Here is a 16,651-nt window from a genome sequence, read left to right on the forward strand (position 1 = left end):
TTCATCTCTCTATTCATAATAATTACAAATATAAAATGATGCCCCAATTACCCAAGCCCAGTCTCAACCATATATAATTGCCTAAAACCATCCACGTCACGCATAAAAGCAATTAAACGGTCATTAGGGGAAAATACTATCGCATCAGCGACAGGTGCTAGCTCTGTTCGCGCTGTTAACGCCTGTAATTCACCAGTACTGATCTGACAACGCACAACACAATTATCATAAACAAAACAAATATACTCACCTCTACTATCCCAATTAAAAGCCGATTGTATGGATAATGCCCCATATGTAATTTGAAAAAGTTCACCCGTGATTGTACAAACTAACCACAACTGGACGATTTCATTATCATCAAGCATTAAGCAAGCAATAAACTTTCCATCTGGTGATGACCTAAGCCAATGCCTCGGCTGTTTAGCTAACCCTGGATATTTTCTTTTATGTGTAAAAGTCAGCCGCCTTTGATAAACACTTTTAGGGGGCGACGGCAAACTAAACTCAGTTCCTTGAATTGGCTGATCTCCTGCTATTTTAAAATTTTCAGCATCATTAGGAAGGTCAACAATATAAATTTCAGGGATAACATCACCATTATTCGCATGGGTATCACCCATAAACGCTAAAGCCCTTTCCTGCCACTGCCCAGAAGCGTTTAAATAGCCATGCTGCCCTATCCACCCTTCTTCATAGGCTCGGCTAATTTCATTACTATCTGGTTTAGGCATCTGTGTTGTGACACTCACTACACTGCAAAAATAATCGCCGCTGTATTCTCTTGCATGTCGTTTGGGCTCGACACTCACCCTACCCGCAGGCACTGCCACAGCGACATTGCGTTGGTCATACTGCACGCCAAGCTCATGCATAACATGGTCATTATAGGTAAAACTCAACCATTTTCCGTCAGGGCTAAACACATGTACATGAGTCCCCCCTCTCAGGGCGCCTACAATATAGGGAGGCGTGATACACATAGCATCAATACCATGAGCCACATTAAGCTCGCCATCATTAACATATACCCCCCTTCTATGATGAAAATCATATTGCCAGTGCTCATCAGGGTGTTCAGGACCATGAATAAATGCATATCGCGGTGGGTTCTCAGCACTGACCGTCACCACGCCAACATGTGAACCATACTTTGCACGATAAATTTCGACTTGCTGCTTTGTCTTCACATGAATTTTTTCTATTGATAACCCCGTAAATGAACTGCCACTAGGGCGAACATCATACGCTAACCACTGACTATCAGGCGTCCAAACATTAATGTTAGTAAGTTGATGACTTCTTTTGTCATCGGTTATACGTGTTTCTTTATAAGGTAATTGACTATTCAATCTGTTATCCTTTAACATCATTTAACACAGACTATCGGATTACTTTAACTAATCTGTCATGCGAGATACTAGAAAATCTCAGTCGAGAATTTACGCAAGGCATATTACCCTTTAGCAATAACTTTAGTATTGAATAAAACCATTATGTTATTAAGTGTTCTCTATATAATAGGTATTACCGCAGAAGCCATGACCGGTGCTCTTGCCGCGGGTCGTCGCAAAATGGATGTCTTCGGTGTCATTATTATCGCCTCAGCAACCGCTATTGGCGGTGGCTCTGTACGTGACATTCTTCTTGGTCACTATCCTTTGGGTTGGGTTAAACACCCTGAGTATATCCTCACTGTAGCAGGCGCTGCTGTCGTCACTATGTGGATAGCGCCGATGATGAAGCATTTACGACGACTCTTTCTTATCCTTGATGCAATTGGCTTAATTGTTTTTTCTATTCTTGGTGCTCAAATCGCACTAGATATGAATTATAGCCCTATTATTGCAGCAATTGCGGCGGTAATAACGGGTGTATTTGGCGGCGTACTCAGAGATATGCTGTGTAATACTATTCCGCTTGTTTTCCAAAAAGAAGTCTATGCTGGCGTTTCATTTGCTGCGGCATGGATTTATATTGGATTACTTTACACCCCTCTCCCACAAGATATTGTGGTGATTATTACATTAGTAACAGGTTTGAGTGCTAGGTTAATCGCAATACGTTACCGCTTAGGATTACCTATTTTCAATTACGAAAATCAAGATTAAACCTAAAAAAACATACATAATCCATCACTATAAGCCATTAATTCATTATATAATTAATGGCCTGTTTGTTTTACTTCTTGCAGTATCTGCAATAGTTTTTGTATCTCAGGCTCTCCTAACCACTGGTTTAGTTTTTTCTTTTGGTTCTTAGATACATTTATATCTTTTAAAAAAGTAGAATTAAAAATCATATCTAAACTTTTTATTTTCATAATTTGTTGTTGCTTCAATGGAATACCAAAGCCTTTTAACCATAGACCTAATGGTTGCGACATGGCGACTTGCAATTGATTGATAAATTGAGCTGTTTTTCTCGTATTTGGTAACTGTTGCTGCCAATGAGGAGATAACCAAGTTGTAAGCTGCGTGATGCCATAATTTTCAACCCATAACCGCCAAGTTGCCTCACTCACCCCTTTAATTTTAATTTGCTTGCCAAGCCACGTTAACCTTGCAGTAAACTGCTGAAAACAATCAGGCGAATACCTCAAACAACTTAAAAAATGAAACTGTTCAAGTTTGGTAGTATCAGGATATTGACGCTTTTTTAAACGCCAAACAACATTCTCAATTTTAGGTGCACCATGACCCGCTAAAGAAACTTGCACCTGATCGCCAACCAATAAATCCTTCTTCTTCCATGTATTTAGAGATCCCACATTTACTTTACGCACTATTTTACTGTCTATTTCGATAGGTTCTATAATTGAAACTACACTAACAAGTCCCGTTCGTCCGACACGAAACTGCAAGTCTTTAATTTCTGAAACAACACTCTGCAATGGATATTTCCATGCGATCGCCCAACTATTTTGACTTGGCTGCCATGCAGTAATTTTTGGTGGGGGAAAGCTTTTTAATACAATACCATCTGTTGCAAAAGGCATTTGGCTACGATAGTAATGCTCACGCCATTGTTTTACTTGCGCTATGTTCTCAATTTTATGGCTATATTTTTCCGCCGATGCAAAACCTAATTCAGTTAGTCGCCCAAGTTGTATTTCATATTTTGGATGCCCTTCTGGCCAAGCCCATATAAATATATCGATATCATTTTCTATTTGAATAGGTGAAATTTTTCGCATTAGCCAACCTGCAATCTTGTTTCTTGCATTCATTCCCCCATACTTTTCTTGTACATGGTTAGCCAGCTTCCAATAAATTTCTCCTTGTAAGACTAATAATGGTTCCTGCGTAGCAATTTTTTTCGGGATAGCTGGAATAAAATTCGCTTTCTCACGCCAATTTAGCCCTTCAATACCATTTCCTCGGCTAATAACAGAAACAAGTCGCCCTCTTTCATACACTAAACTAACGGCAACACCGTCAATTTTCGGTTGTAACCAAATCTCGTTACGAGAACTTATCCAAGTATTTATCTCAGTTTCATTAAGCTTTTTTAAACCAGTATGAGGAATAGGATGCTTAATCAAATCAGATTGTTGCGAGATATTCACTGCAGAGAGAACATCTGATAAATTTTGGCAACGTTGCCGACGCTGCCACTTATCAAAAAGTTGATCATAAATTTCATCGTTCACCGGACTATTCCCCGCTAAACGATACGCTTCATTCCACTGTTGTAATTGTTCACCCAATTTATAATTTTCTTTAGCGAATAGAGTCATATTTCGCGTATGGCAATCACTATTAATTTCTTTTGATTCAACTTTTGAGGCTTGAGCCAATTTAATCCCACTACCGAATGTGATTATTAATACGCTTATATAATAAATTACAATTAAAATACGTTTCCTTGTGGCACAAGCCATAACTATTCCTTGTTATCATTTATTGCCCTAAAAATTTATCCTCGGCCTTAATCATGAAGTGCTTTTTCGTTACCATCTGCTATAAATACAACGAATTGCAAAACGCTTCGCAAAACAAATGTTAATTTCATGGGAATAAAATTAATTTTTGGAACCTGTTCACAATTCGGCTATGAATTAAATTTTATTTTCAGCTATCCATGATTTATTGATAACGCTGCATGTTAGGTTAAGTACGTGTATACTATGTGAGGTTTATCACTATCTTTTATGTTTAACCCTCGATTATTCAAGAAACCATCATGATACAAGGCACGTTATATATAATTTCCGCCCCTAGCGGTGCAGGTAAATCAAGTCTGATCCAGGCTCTGTTGAAGACGCAACCATTGTATGACACTCAAGTTTCTGTTTCTCATACAACAAGAGCAGCGCGCCCAGGAGAAGTTCATGGTGAGCACTACTTTTTTGTTTCTGAAGCTGATTTCATACAGATGGCCGAAAATAATGAGTTTTTAGAACACGCTTGTGTTTTTGGAAACTACTATGGAACATCTAAACCTATCATTGAAGATGTACTCAAAAGTGGTGTTGATGTTTTTCTTGATATTGATTGGCAGGGAGCGCAACAAATTCGAGATAAAATGCCCGCAGCGCGTAGTATTTTTATACTCCCTCCGTCAAAAGATGAGCTTTATCGTCGACTTCGTGGCCGAGGCCAAGATAGTGATGAAGTCATTGAAAAACGTATGTCGCAAGCTGTTGGTGAAATTGAACATTATAATGAGTATGATTACCTCATTGTTAATGATGATTTCAATACGGCATTAAGCGATCTACAATCAATTATACGTACTGAGCGTTTAAAATTAGAGCGTCAAATTCAGAGATATGATGCTTTAATCAGCAAATTACTAGCAGACTGAGAATAGTTTCAGTATCATATCAGGTCATTTTTTATTTCTTTGGAGTAGCACACTTATGGCACGCGTAACTGTTCAAGATGCAGTAGAGAAAATTGGTAACCGTTTTGACCTCGTATTGGTCGCAGCACGTAGAGCTCGTCAGTTACAAACTGGTGGTAAAGACGCTCTCGTTCCTGAAGAAAATGATAAATATACGGTTATCGCGCTACGTGAAATAGAAGAAGGTTTAATTAACGGTCACATTTTAGATGTCCGTGAGCGTCAAGAGCAGCAAGAGCAAGAAGCGGCTGAAATGCAGGCAGTATCTGCTATCGCTGAAGGTCGTCGCTAATCACTAAGGTGGGTCTGCCTTGTATCTGTTTGAAAGCCTTAATCTAGTCATTCAAAAATATCTTCCTAAAGAGCAGATTGAATTACTGAGAAAAGCCTATGTCGTTGCACGGGATGCCCATGAAGGACAAACCCGTTCAAGTGGTGAGCCTTATATTACTCACCCGGTTGCTGTTGCTTGTATTTTAGCTGAAATGCGCTTGGATCATGAGACATTAATGGCCGCGCTACTTCATGATGTGATTGAAGATACTCCAGCGACATTTCAGGATATAGAGCAATTGTTTGGAACTACTGTCGCCGGTCTTGTCGAAGGCGTATCCAAACTTGATAAATTAAATTTTCGCGACAAAAAAGAAGCTCAAGCAGAAAACTTCCGCAAAATGATCATGGCGATGGTAAAAGACATCCGGGTTATTTTGATAAAACTGGCAGACCGCACTCACAATATGCGCACGCTTGGCTCATTAAGGCCAGATAAGCGTCGACGTATTGCGCGTGAAACATTAGAGATTTATAGCCCCCTAGCACACCGACTAGGTATACACCATATTAAAACTGAGTTAGAAGAGCTCGGTTTTGAAGCTCTGTATCCAAACCGCTATCGTGTTATCAAAGAAGTTGTCAAAGCGGCTCGTGGTAACCGTAAAGAGATGATCCAAAAAATCCTCTCTGAAATTGACGGTCGATTAACAGAGGCTGGTGTACCGTGCCGAGTCAGTGGGCGCGAAAAGCATCTTTACTCTATTTATCGTAAAATGCATCAAAAAGAGCAGCGATTCCATTCAATTATGGATATCTATGCCTTTAGAGTGATTGTTAAAGATGTCGATACTTGCTATCGCGTTTTAGGCCAAATGCACAGCCTGTATAAACCTCGTCCAGGACGTATTAAAGACTATATTGCAATACCCAAAGCGAATGGCTATCAATCTTTGCATACCTCATTAATTGGGCCACACGGCGTACCTGTTGAAGTTCAAATCCGTACTGAAGATATGGATCAAATGGCTGAAATGGGGGTAGCTGCACACTGGGCCTATAAAGAACAAGGCGAACAAGGCACAACTGCACAAGTTAGAGCCCAACGCTGGATGCAAAGCTTACTTGAGCTCCAACAAAGCGCAGGAAGTTCTTTTGAATTTATTGAGAGTGTGAAATCAGACTTATTCCCTGATGAAATTTATGTGTTCACACCAGAAGGTCGTATTGTCGAATTACCCACTGGCGCAACACCCGTTGACTTTGCCTATGCGGTACATACCGATATTGGTCATGCCTGTGTTGGTGCCCGCGTTGACCGTCAACCTTATCCACTGTCTCAATCGCTGACGAGTGGTCAAACGGTTGAAATTATCACCGCGCCGGGCGCAAGACCGAATGCAGCTTGGCTCAACTTTGTGGTCAGTTCTAAAGCTCGCGCCAAAATACGTCAATTACTGAAAAATTTAAAACGAGAAGACTCGGTTAATTTAGGTCGTCGGTTATTAAACCACGCACTCGGTGCTGGAAATAAATTAAGTGATGTACCGCAAGCCAATATTGATGCTGAATTGGCTCGCATGAAACTGCATTCTATCGATGATTTATTGGCTGAAATTGGTTTAGGTAATGCCATGAGTGTGGTGGTTGCGCGTAACTTACAGAACAACCCGCAAACCACTCCTGACGACCAAATCATCGTCGAAAGTCGTAGTAAATTATCGATCAAAGGTGCTGATGGTGTCTTGATTACATTCGCAAAATGTTGTCGCCCTATTCCTGGGGACCCAATCATCGCCCATATCAGCCCCGGTAAAGGGTTAGTTATTCACCATGAATCATGCCGTAATATTAGAGGCTACCAAAAAGAGCCCGATAAATTTATGGCGGTAGAATGGGATAACGAAACTGACACAGATTTCATTGCAGAAATCAAAGTCGACATGATTAACCATCAAGGTGCACTTGCTAACTTGACCGCAGCTATTAATGATGCGAACTCAAGCATTCAAAGCATGAATACCGAAGAAAAAGATGGCCGTGTCTATTGCGCCTTTATCCGTCTGACCACGAAAAATCGTGTCCAATTGGCCAATGTTATGCGCAAAATACGTATTATGCCTGATGTTCTGCGAGTCAGTCGAAATCGTAACTAACGATATATTAATTAACAAGATACTCTAATTAACTATGAATGAACGCCGCTATCGCCGCATTTGCCAAATGATGGCGATGCGGCAGCCCGACCTAACCATTTGCCTTGAAGAAATTCATAAGCCTCATAACGTTTCTGCCATTGTTCGCAGTGCAGACGCTGTAGGTATACATCAAATCCATGGGATTTGGCCTGATCAACACGTCAAACTATCTGTCTCTTCCGCCGCTGGTAGTAATAGCTGGGTAAAAGTCATCTCTCACCAATCTACCGAAGAAGCTATTTTCTCAATAAAATCACAGAATATGCAGGTTTTAGCGACTAATCTATCCGATCACGCCGTAGATTTTCGTGAAATTGATTATACCCGCCCAACCTGTATTATGATGGGACAAGAAAAAAAAGGCATTTCGCCTAGAGCCTTAGCTCTCGCAGATCAACACATCATTATTCCAATGGCTGGGATGGTGCAGTCTCTTAATGTTTCTGTCGCCTCTGCACTTATTTTATATGAAGCACAGCGCCAACGTCAGCTCGCAGGAATGTATGAAAGAGAACATAGTTTATTATCTGAAGAAGAACAGCAAGAATGGTTGTTTGAAGGTGGCTATCCTGTCTTAGCTGAGGTCTCTAAGCGTAAAGGACTTGCTCGCCCTTACATTAATAATATAGGGCAAATTGAAGCCGACGATGAATGGTGGGCGCAAATGCAACAACGAAATAAAAAATCAAACTACAAAGAATAAGATTCATTAATTACCCAAAACCTATGACTCGGAAAAACTGAATTCCGCCGTAACTTGAAGCATTGCGAGTATAAGATTAAGGACGAAACCATGAATAGTGGGCTACTTGATACCATTTCACTGACCTCCTTACATGGCGTTGGTGCCAGCCAGTCAGAAAAAATGAGTAAGATAGGTTTGAACACTGTTCAAGATCTGCTATTACATTTTCCTCTTCGCTATGAAGACCATACCCGCCTTTATCAAATTCGCGATCTTCTTCCTGGTACGACGGCAACAGTGACAGGCGAAGTTTTACAAACCAAAGTACTATTTGGTCGTAAAAAAATGATGACTTGTCTCATCAGTGATGGAACTGGAAATTTGACGTTACGCTTCTTTAATTTTTCTGCTGCAATGAAAAATAATTTAGCTGAAGGGCGCAGCGTGACCGCCTACGGTGAAGTCCGCCGAGGCATGCAAGGGCCTGAAATTATTCATCCCGAATATAAAGTATCTCAAGATACCGATAATATTACCCTTCAGGAAAATTTGACGCCAGTTTACCCCACCACTGAAGGTGTTCGTCAAATAACACTGAGAAAAGTAATGGATCAAGCACTCGGGATGCTTGAAAGCGGAAATATTAAAGAACTTCTACCGGATGAACTTAGTCGTGGTTTAATCAGCTTACCTGATGCGATTCGTTTGCTACACAACCCACCGCCAGATGTTGAGTTAAGTGAACTTGAAAAAGGCCATCATCCTGCACAAAAACGGCTCATACTCGAAGAATTGTTAGCTCACCATTTGAGTATGTTAGCGATCCGAGCAGGCAATGAACGCCTTTATGCCAAATCATTAACACCAACTGGAAAATTAAAGTCCCAATTATTAGCACAGTTACCATTTTCACCAACGAATGCCCAAAATCGGGTTGTCGCTGAAATTGAACAGGACTTAATGAAAGATGCCCCCATGATGCGATTAATTCAAGGGGATGTTGGATCAGGAAAAACCCTTGTTGCAGCGCTAGCTGCCATTTGTGCGATTGAAAATGGTCAACAAGTTGCGTTAATGGCCCCCACCGAGATACTCGCTGAACAACACGTCAATACCTTCAAACAATGGCTTGAACCTATGGGTCTCCAAGTTGGTTGGCTTGCTGGTAAACAAAAAGGTAAAGCACGCCAGCAGCAACAAGAAGCCATTGCCAATGGCGAAGTTGCGATGGTGGTCGGTACACATGCCATATTTCAAGAACAAATCAAATTTAAATCATTAGGATTGATTGTTATTGATGAACAACACCGCTTTGGAGTACATCAGCGCCTCGCTCTGCGAGAGAAGGGTGAACAACAAGGCTTTCATCCACATCAATTGATTATGACCGCTACGCCAATCCCACGCACGTTAGCTATGACGGCTTATGCAGACTTAGACACCTCCGTTATTGATGAACTTCCTCCGGGTCGAACACCGGTCACTACTGTCGCTATTCCAGATACAAGACGAAACGATATTATTGAACGCGTCAGACAAGCCTGTATTGACGAAGGGCGACAAGCTTATTGGGTCTGTACGCTAATTGATGAGTCCGAGTTATTAGAAGCGCAGGCAGCACAAGTTACCAGTGAAGAACTGGCTTTAGCGTTACCCGAGCTAAAAGTTGGATTAGTTCATGGCAGAATGAAATCATCAGAAAAACAAAGCGTTATGGCTGCTTTTAAAAATAATGAAATTCAACTGCTTGTAGCAACTACCGTTATTGAAGTCGGGGTTGACGTCCCTAACGCAAGTTTGATGATTATTGATAATCCTGAGCGCCTTGGGCTGGCACAATTACATCAATTAAGAGGCCGAGTCGGACGTGGGGCTATCGCCTCGCACTGTGTATTGCTCTATAAGACACCAATGACACATACCGCCAAACAACGCTTACAAGTCTTACGTGATAGTAATGATGGCTTTGTCATTGCCCAAAAAGATCTTGAAATCCGAGGCCCTGGTGAATTACTCGGCACCAGACAAACAGGTAATGCAGATTTTAAAGTTGCTGACCTACTTCGTGACCAATATATGTTGCCAGAAGTACAACGGATTGCTCGACATATCCAACAACATTACCCTGACAATGCCCAACAAATTATCGAGAGATGGCTCCCTGAGCGAGAGCAATACAGCCACGCTTAAATACTCCCCATACTTAAATAACGCCTTAAAATGAAAATTGCCGTGAACAATGTCACGGCAATACCTGCTATATATTATTGTTTTTAAAAAATGTTACCCACCGATCGTTGGAAAAATAGGTAACCATAGGTAAAGTTTGATCACGAGTGCATTCACAATATCAATAAAGAATGCACCGACCATTGGCACCACTAAGAATGCCAAATGAGATGGTCCAAACTTATCGGTTACCGCTTGCATATTAGCAATCGCGGTCGGAGTCGCCCCTAAACCAAAACCACAATGCCCAGCCGCTAAAATGGCAGCATCATAATTTTTGCCCATAACACGGAAGGTCACAAAAATCGCGTAACCTGCCATCACACAAGCTTGTACCGCAAGGATAATAATCATTGGAATGGCTAAAGACGCCAATTCCCATAACTTCAAGCTCATCAATGCCATAGCAAGGAATAATGAAAGGCTGACGTTTCCAAGAACAGAGACGGCTCTATCGAAAACACGATAAAAACCCAGTAAAGACAAACTATTACTTAAAATGACACCGACAAAAAGCACGCAGACAAATTTAGGTAAAGCAAACGCGGTTCCTGCTAAAAGCTCTGAAATATAGCTCCCAGCCAACAAACAAATAGCGATCAAAGCAATGGTTTCAATTAATACCATTGATGAAATCATACGACCAGATTGGGGTTTTTCAAATGCCGTTGGTACATCTTGCTCATCTGATGCAGTGCCTGGCGTTGGGATATTGCGAATTAAGAAACGTGCAACAGGCCCACCGATTAAGCCACCTAAAACTAGACCAAATGTTGCACAAGCCATAGCAACTTCAGTTGCACTTTTAAAACCATAATCTTCAACGAAGATTTTACCCCAAGCAGCACCTGTACCATGCCCACCTGATAAAGTTACTGATCCGGCTAACAGCCCCATGAGTGGATCTAAACCCAATAATTTTGCAAGTGCGATACCGACTGTATTTTGCACTAGCAATAGGCCTACAACGACAAAAATAAAAATAAATAACGCTTTGCCACCAGCTTTTAAACTGGCTAAATTCGCATTCAAACCAATTGTAGCAAAGAATGCTAGCATCATGGGTTCTTGCAATGATAAGTCAAAAGAAAGGCTCCAATCAAAAAGTTGCTTAATAAGTAAAAGACTAAAAGCAACTAACAATCCCCCCGCAACGGGTTCAGGAATTGTGTACTTCTCAAGAAAGGGAACCGATTTTACAAGTTTACGTCCAAGCAATAACACTAGCGTAGCTGCTACCAGAGTACCGTAGACATCAAGATGATACATGTACGTACCTCGTCTGTTGTTAATATTATATAAAACTAAATAAGACGTTAATTTCTTCCTTAAAACGCCAAAGCAGGTGATAGGATTAGAAAAAAAATCTACACTAAACACAAGTTAAAACATATAAAAATGTGATGTTATCAATTTAAAAAATAAAAAAAATATTTTACGCAAACGATTGCTTTTTGGGCTAGTCCATTTACAATGCGTTTTTTGGCGGCAGGAAATAAAATAATGAACACAACAGCGTCTGAAAAACAGAACGTTGAAACAACGGCACAACCACAAAGTGAATTGATTTATCGGCTTGAAGATAGGCCACCGCTGCCTCAAGCACTATTTGCTGCTGGGCAACATCTTCTTGCAATGTTCGTTGCCGTTATTACACCTGCAATGCTAATTTGCCAGTCGTTAGGACTACCAGCTCACGATACTCAGCGCATAATCAGTATGTCGTTATTTGCATCGGGTATAGCATCTTTAATACAAATTAGAGCATGGGGGCCTATTGGCTCTGGCTTACTTTCGATTCAAGGCACGAGCTTTAACTTTGTTGCACCTTTGATTATGGGGGGTGTTGCACTTAAACAAGGCGGAGCAGATATTCCATCAATGATGGCAGCTCTATTTGGCACGCTACTCGTTGCTGCACTCGCTGAAGTTATTTTATCTCGCTTTCTACACTTAGCTCGCCGCGTCATTACGCCATTAGTTTCAGGCGTTGTCGTGATGATTATCGGTTTATCACTCATTCAAGTTGGTTTGACCTCTATTGGCGGCGGTTATGGCGCTATCAGCGACAATACCTTTGGCTCTCCTGACTACCTAATCCTTGCCGGTGTAGTACTCGCGGTCATTATCTTACTTAATCGACAAAAGAATCCCTATTTACGCGTTGCATCTCTCGTCATTGCGATGGCTGTGGGTTATCTCGTTGCTTGGTGGATGGATATGCTGCCGGCGGCTCAAGCTGCTGAGGCCAAACAATCAATTATCATTATTCCAGAGCCTTTCTATTATGGTTTGTCATTTGATTGGAATCTGCTTATCCCGCTGATTTTAATTTTTATGGTGACATCTTTAGAAACTATTGGTGATATTACCGCAACGTCGGACGTTTCTGAGCAGCCAGTTAGAGGCCCGTTATATATGAAACGTATCAAAGGCGGCGTTTTAGCCAATGGTTTGAATTCGATGGTATCGGCTGTTTTCAATACCTTTCCAAATTCTTGCTTCGGCCAAAATAATGGTGTCATTCAGCTAACTGGCGTTGCAAGTCGTTATGTCGGTTATATTGTCGCATCGATGCTGGTATTACTTGGTTTGTTTCCTGCGGTCGCAGGTTTTGTGCAACAAATTCCTGAACCCGTTCTAGGCGGTGCCACAATTGTGATGTTTGGCACCATTGCCGCTTCGGGTGTTCGAATTGTATCCCGTGAGCCACTTAACCGCCGTGCCATTATGATTATTGCGCTTTCTTTGGCCGTTGGAATGGGCGTTTCTCAGCAACCATTGATATTACAATTTGCGCCTGACTGGCTAAAAACACTGTTTTCATCAGGTATCGCTGCTGGCGGTCTTACTGCAATTATTCTGAATTTAATCTTTCCCCTCGAAAAATAGTCCATCATTCTACCGCCAGAGTTGAATCTTCTGGCGGTTCTTCTGTATGCTATCCTTAATTGCTCGACATTTAACGGATAGCTACTTTAAGTAATAAGTAGCCAATAAAGCCAACGCTCCGACAACTTGAAGTATCACAGGTATAGATGATGAAATGGTTAACTAAGCTAATTGCATACGCTCTTCTATTATTTTTACTGGTGATAGTCTTCGCCTATATAGGGCTGCAAACTCGCTGGGGTGCCTCCTATGCAAGCCAATTTTTAAGTAAATTTACTGATTATGATATCGAGGTCGGTATCATGGGCCATGAGTTTTCGAATGCGGGCGAATTTATTTTTCAAGATGTTAAATTAGAATCGCAAAATAAAGATTTATCATTAAGTGCCCGCCAAATCGTCATTGATGTCAATTGGCGTAATATTTTTAACGGCACCGCAATTCGACGTTTAGTAATTACCCAAGGGGAAATTGCTGCAATTAGTGCTGAAAATTCGACAAAAATTCCATTATCCGCTGATATCCTGCAATTTGAAAATAGCCAGCTTCAATTAAAACAAGCAAATAAAACGATACAAGTATCTGGCTTCACGGGAGGGATCACCCCGTGGCATCCAACAATAAACCACCCTTTTGGTTACGGTGACTTTCGTTTTACGACTAGCCAGATGAGCATTAATCAATTAGCGTTTAGAAATGTAGCAATCACTGGAAAGTTACAGGAAAAGGTCACCGAAATCAGCCAAGCGAGCGGCTACCTTAATAATGGCTATATTGCAGGTGAAGGAAAAGCCTTCACCGATGGTTCAATCAATATTGATCGTCTCGTCATGAATAAAGTGGGCTGGCAAAATGATCTCACTTTTGACAACCTATTTGATGCTATCAATAGTAATAATCCGCTACAGATTAAAAATCTTGAACTTACAAATATCGATATTCAAGGTAAAAATTGGGCGCTAGCAGGGCTCAGCACTGAAATAGATCAAATTAGTTTTGTTAGAGGAAGCTGGAGTAGCCCGAAAAGCAAGATTAGCTTCAATATGGATCAGTTGGTTATTAAAGAACAGCAGCTAGATACATTGATTGGTGAGCTTAATATCGATACTGATAATATCAATATTGAGAAACTATCAGGCTACTATAACAAAGGGATATTTAACCTAAGTGGCACTTGGCAACGTAATGATAAAATACTCACCATCGCTGATGCTAAATTAGCCGGTATTTTATATACCTTACCAGAGAATTGGCTTGAGTTTTTCGCACAACCAGCCCCCTCTTGGCTTTCTGGCATATCCATCAAAAAATTTACACTATCACAATCACTGCTAATGAATATCCAACCGCAATTTCCATTTGAGTTTACAGCGCTCGGTGCCAACATTGAAAACGTTGATCTGATTAAACAAAAACAATGGGGAATTTGGAGCGGTAAAGCGACATTCAATGCAGATAGCGGCACAATTAACCAAGTTCTGGTACGCCGCCCATTTATGGAAATCCGTCAAAGTGGAAAATCGTCTGCGGCGGCCAGCTTAACAGTGAGTACCGATAAGGGTATTAGCAAGCTTGGGTTATTAGTAAAACAAGAACCTAAAAAAATCCCATTTTTGCTGCGTGCATCGGGAACAAACATTGATTTAGCTGACTTAAATCAATGGGGATGGCAAGGTTTCCCACCTCAGACTTTGGGTGATTTTGATGTCACATTACAAGGGGATTTACTTGCGACCTCACTAGCTAAAAGTACAAATGGTGAACTTATGGCAATCCCTTTGCAAGGTAAGCGCATGTATCGCACGGTTATTAAAGGTGAAGTGACTTCATCCGTTGAATCTGAAACCTCAGAGCCTTCGATGATACAACCAGAAGCATTATCGACATCACAGAGCCCTTTACCTACAGAGCTGCAAATACCATCATTAGTGGCACAATAGATTCATTACGTAATAATCCACTATATAATAAGTTAATCGCGATGTAGGTTACCAATCAATAAAAAAGCAGGTCTCGCATATTTAGCTGACCTGCTTTTTTAATCGTATTTAGCTATTTTTGTATTGTATTACTATATCATACAAAGTTAAGCATCTTGTTTGGGTTCGGTAACAGGAAAAACCATATAAATACCACTAAATACTGCCCCAACTTGGTTTTCCGCACCGCTAACCTCAACGGTGAGTTTCACGCGAGCTTTACTACCTCTTGCGAGACGATCAAGATCACCGCTAAGATTCGATAAATCAGCGACTGCTGTTGGCCTACCACTTACTGGTTTAGCATAGCGAATATTCGCATCCACCAGAACGATATCGCCCCCCAACTGATGTTCTTGCATTAATAACCAAATTAGCCCCCAACCGGTAAGTGTCGCAAGGGAAAACTGGCTACCCGCAAAAATAGTTTCATGCGGATTTTGATTGCCCGCTTCTGGCATTGTGGTAATAAAACGTTTGCCCGTGTATTGATCAATGCGTACACCCATTTTTTCGCTCAATGGAATGTATTTATACCAAGCTTGCTGCAATTCACCACACCAATCAGGTCGATGTAAAATTTGATCTAACGTTTCAATCGGCTTAATCATTAGGTAATGACGGACAGGTGTTTTCAGCTCACCCGCGACAATTCCTCTATTTGCAAACCCATTTTTACTAAAAAATGAAACCGCCTCTTCCCTTACGCTAGAAACAATCCGTTTTACACCTTCTTGTCTTGCCGTAGATTCAAGCGCCATGATAATTAATTTACCTAGCCCTTTTCCCTGCATAACCGGGTTCACAGCCAAAAAGCGTATTGCGCCTTCGTTATCGGCATTGATATATAAACGACCAATAGCAAGAATTCGATTTTTATCATCAACAACCATTTGATGATGAGCAGTCAGGTCATAACCATCTTTCTCAGAACCAAGAGGCTGATTAAAGGGTTTACGCAACATTTCCCAACGGAATTGGTAATAAGCTGCAAATTCAATATCATCTTTCGGTGTGCGCAGATGGTACATTGTTTCCCCTTTAATAGTTTGGATCACACTTGCAGCCAGAAAGTCACAGGGCCATCATTGGTTAAGCTCACTTGCATATCTGCGGCAAATTGCCCTGTTTCAGTGACGATACCTAACTGGCGGCTTTGTTGTACAAAATACGTATAAAGTTCTTCAGCACGCTCAGGCTCCGCACCACCAGAGAAACTCGGTCTCATCCCTTTGTTGGTATCTGCCGCTAATGTAAATTGAGAAACAACCAATAAGCTTCCACCAGCTTGTTGAACATTTAAGTTCATTTTGCCCTGATCATCGCTAAAAATACGATAACCTAGCACTTTTTCACATAGGCGTTTTGCTTTTTGTTCATCATCATCTTTTTCAACGCCAAGTAAAACCAGTAATCCTGAACCAATTTGGCCAATAATTTTCTCATCGACAATAACACTCGCGTGAGTGACTCTCTGAATCAATGCAATCATGATAACTCTGTACAAAAAGAGGGAGTAACTGACTAAGCTACTCCACTGTGATAAA

The 16,651-nt window shown here is 41.0% G+C and carries 13 protein-coding genes; 8 read left to right on the forward strand and 5 right to left on the reverse strand.

Annotation, left to right across the window (positions count from 1 at the left end; all coding sequences use genetic code 11):
- Window positions 1-47: 47 nt before the first annotated feature.
- Window positions 48-1,373 carry a DUF3748 domain-containing protein gene (locus ACTH6U_RS05880; protein WP_441831803.1) on the reverse strand — a complete coding sequence of 442 codons (1,326 nt, stop codon included), beginning with the start codon at window positions 1,371-1,373 and terminating at the stop codon, window positions 48-50.
- Between the two features lie 123 nt (window positions 1,374-1,496).
- Here ACTH6U_RS05880 and ACTH6U_RS05885 point away from each other — a divergent pair, with 123 nt between their 5' ends.
- On the forward strand, window positions 1,497-2,111 hold the full coding sequence (locus tag ACTH6U_RS05885) for a trimeric intracellular cation channel family protein (protein WP_294107143.1): 615 nt from the start codon (window positions 1,497-1,499) through the stop codon (window positions 2,109-2,111).
- A 53-nt stretch (window positions 2,112-2,164) separates the two neighbouring features.
- Here ACTH6U_RS05885 and ligB read toward each other — a convergent pair whose 3' ends face one another.
- Complete coding sequence (ligB, locus tag ACTH6U_RS05890; protein ID WP_441831804.1) at window positions 2,165-3,799, reverse strand: NAD-dependent DNA ligase LigB; 1,635 nt, start codon at window positions 3,797-3,799, stop codon at window positions 2,165-2,167.
- Between the two features lie 386 nt (window positions 3,800-4,185).
- On the opposite strand from ligB, the gene gmk reads away from it, so the two are divergent.
- The 5 genes from gmk to recG all read left to right on the forward strand — a co-directional run bounded on the left by gmk (window position 4,186) and on the right by recG (window position 10,194).
- Window positions 4,186-4,809 (forward strand): guanylate kinase, encoded by a 624-nt coding sequence (gmk, locus tag ACTH6U_RS05895; RefSeq protein ID WP_441831805.1) that lies wholly within the window; start codon window positions 4,186-4,188, stop codon window positions 4,807-4,809.
- A 55-nt stretch (window positions 4,810-4,864) separates the two neighbouring features.
- Window positions 4,865-5,140 carry a DNA-directed RNA polymerase subunit omega gene (gene rpoZ / locus ACTH6U_RS05900; RefSeq protein WP_294107140.1) on the forward strand — a complete coding sequence of 92 codons (276 nt, stop codon included), beginning with the start codon at window positions 4,865-4,867 and terminating at the stop codon, window positions 5,138-5,140.
- 19 nt (window positions 5,141-5,159) lie between these two features.
- Entirely contained in the window at window positions 5,160-7,277 is a 2,118-nt protein-coding gene (gene spoT, locus ACTH6U_RS05905) for a bifunctional GTP diphosphokinase/guanosine-3',5'-bis pyrophosphate 3'-pyrophosphohydrolase (protein WP_294107139.1), read from the forward strand.
- Between the two features lie 34 nt (window positions 7,278-7,311).
- Complete coding sequence (trmH, locus tag ACTH6U_RS05910) at window positions 7,312-8,022, forward strand: tRNA (guanosine(18)-2'-O)-methyltransferase TrmH (RefSeq protein ID WP_294107138.1); 711 nt, start codon at window positions 7,312-7,314, stop codon at window positions 8,020-8,022.
- Window positions 8,023-8,112: 90 nt separating this feature from the next.
- Window positions 8,113-10,194 carry an ATP-dependent DNA helicase RecG gene (recG, locus tag ACTH6U_RS05915; RefSeq protein ID WP_434720294.1) on the forward strand — a complete coding sequence of 694 codons (2,082 nt, stop codon included), beginning with the start codon at window positions 8,113-8,115 and terminating at the stop codon, window positions 10,192-10,194.
- Window positions 10,195-10,287: 93 nt separating this feature from the next.
- On the opposite strand, the gene gltS is transcribed toward recG, so the two are convergent.
- Window positions 10,288-11,502, reverse strand: coding sequence for a sodium/glutamate symporter (gene gltS, locus ACTH6U_RS05920; protein WP_294107136.1), 1,215 nt, complete (start codon window positions 11,500-11,502; stop codon window positions 10,288-10,290).
- Window positions 11,503-11,736: 234 nt separating this feature from the next.
- Here gltS and ACTH6U_RS05925 point away from each other — a divergent pair, with 234 nt between their 5' ends.
- Window positions 11,737-13,125 carry a uracil-xanthine permease family protein gene (locus ACTH6U_RS05925; RefSeq protein WP_441831806.1) on the forward strand — a complete coding sequence of 463 codons (1,389 nt, stop codon included), beginning with the start codon at window positions 11,737-11,739 and terminating at the stop codon, window positions 13,123-13,125.
- 149 nt (window positions 13,126-13,274) lie between these two features.
- The gene (locus ACTH6U_RS05930; protein WP_441831807.1) at window positions 13,275-15,065 is read left to right on the forward strand and encodes an AsmA family protein; all 1,791 of its coding nucleotides are present in this window, start codon (window positions 13,275-13,277) and stop codon (window positions 15,063-15,065) included.
- 146 nt (window positions 15,066-15,211) lie between these two features.
- On the opposite strand, the gene fabY is transcribed toward ACTH6U_RS05930, so the two are convergent.
- Complete coding sequence (fabY, locus tag ACTH6U_RS05935; protein ID WP_441831808.1) at window positions 15,212-16,135, reverse strand: fatty acid biosynthesis protein FabY; 924 nt, start codon at window positions 16,133-16,135, stop codon at window positions 15,212-15,214.
- Window positions 16,136-16,158: 23 nt separating this feature from the next.
- A complete protein-coding gene (gene dtd / locus ACTH6U_RS05940; protein ID WP_336430726.1) occupies window positions 16,159-16,596 on the reverse strand; it encodes a D-aminoacyl-tRNA deacylase in 438 nt (145 codons plus the stop codon).
- Between the last annotated feature and the right edge of the window lie 55 nt (window positions 16,597-16,651).

The organism is Providencia sp. (assembly GCF_052096715.1).
Classification (GTDB): domain Bacteria; phylum Pseudomonadota; class Gammaproteobacteria; order Enterobacterales; family Enterobacteriaceae; genus Providencia.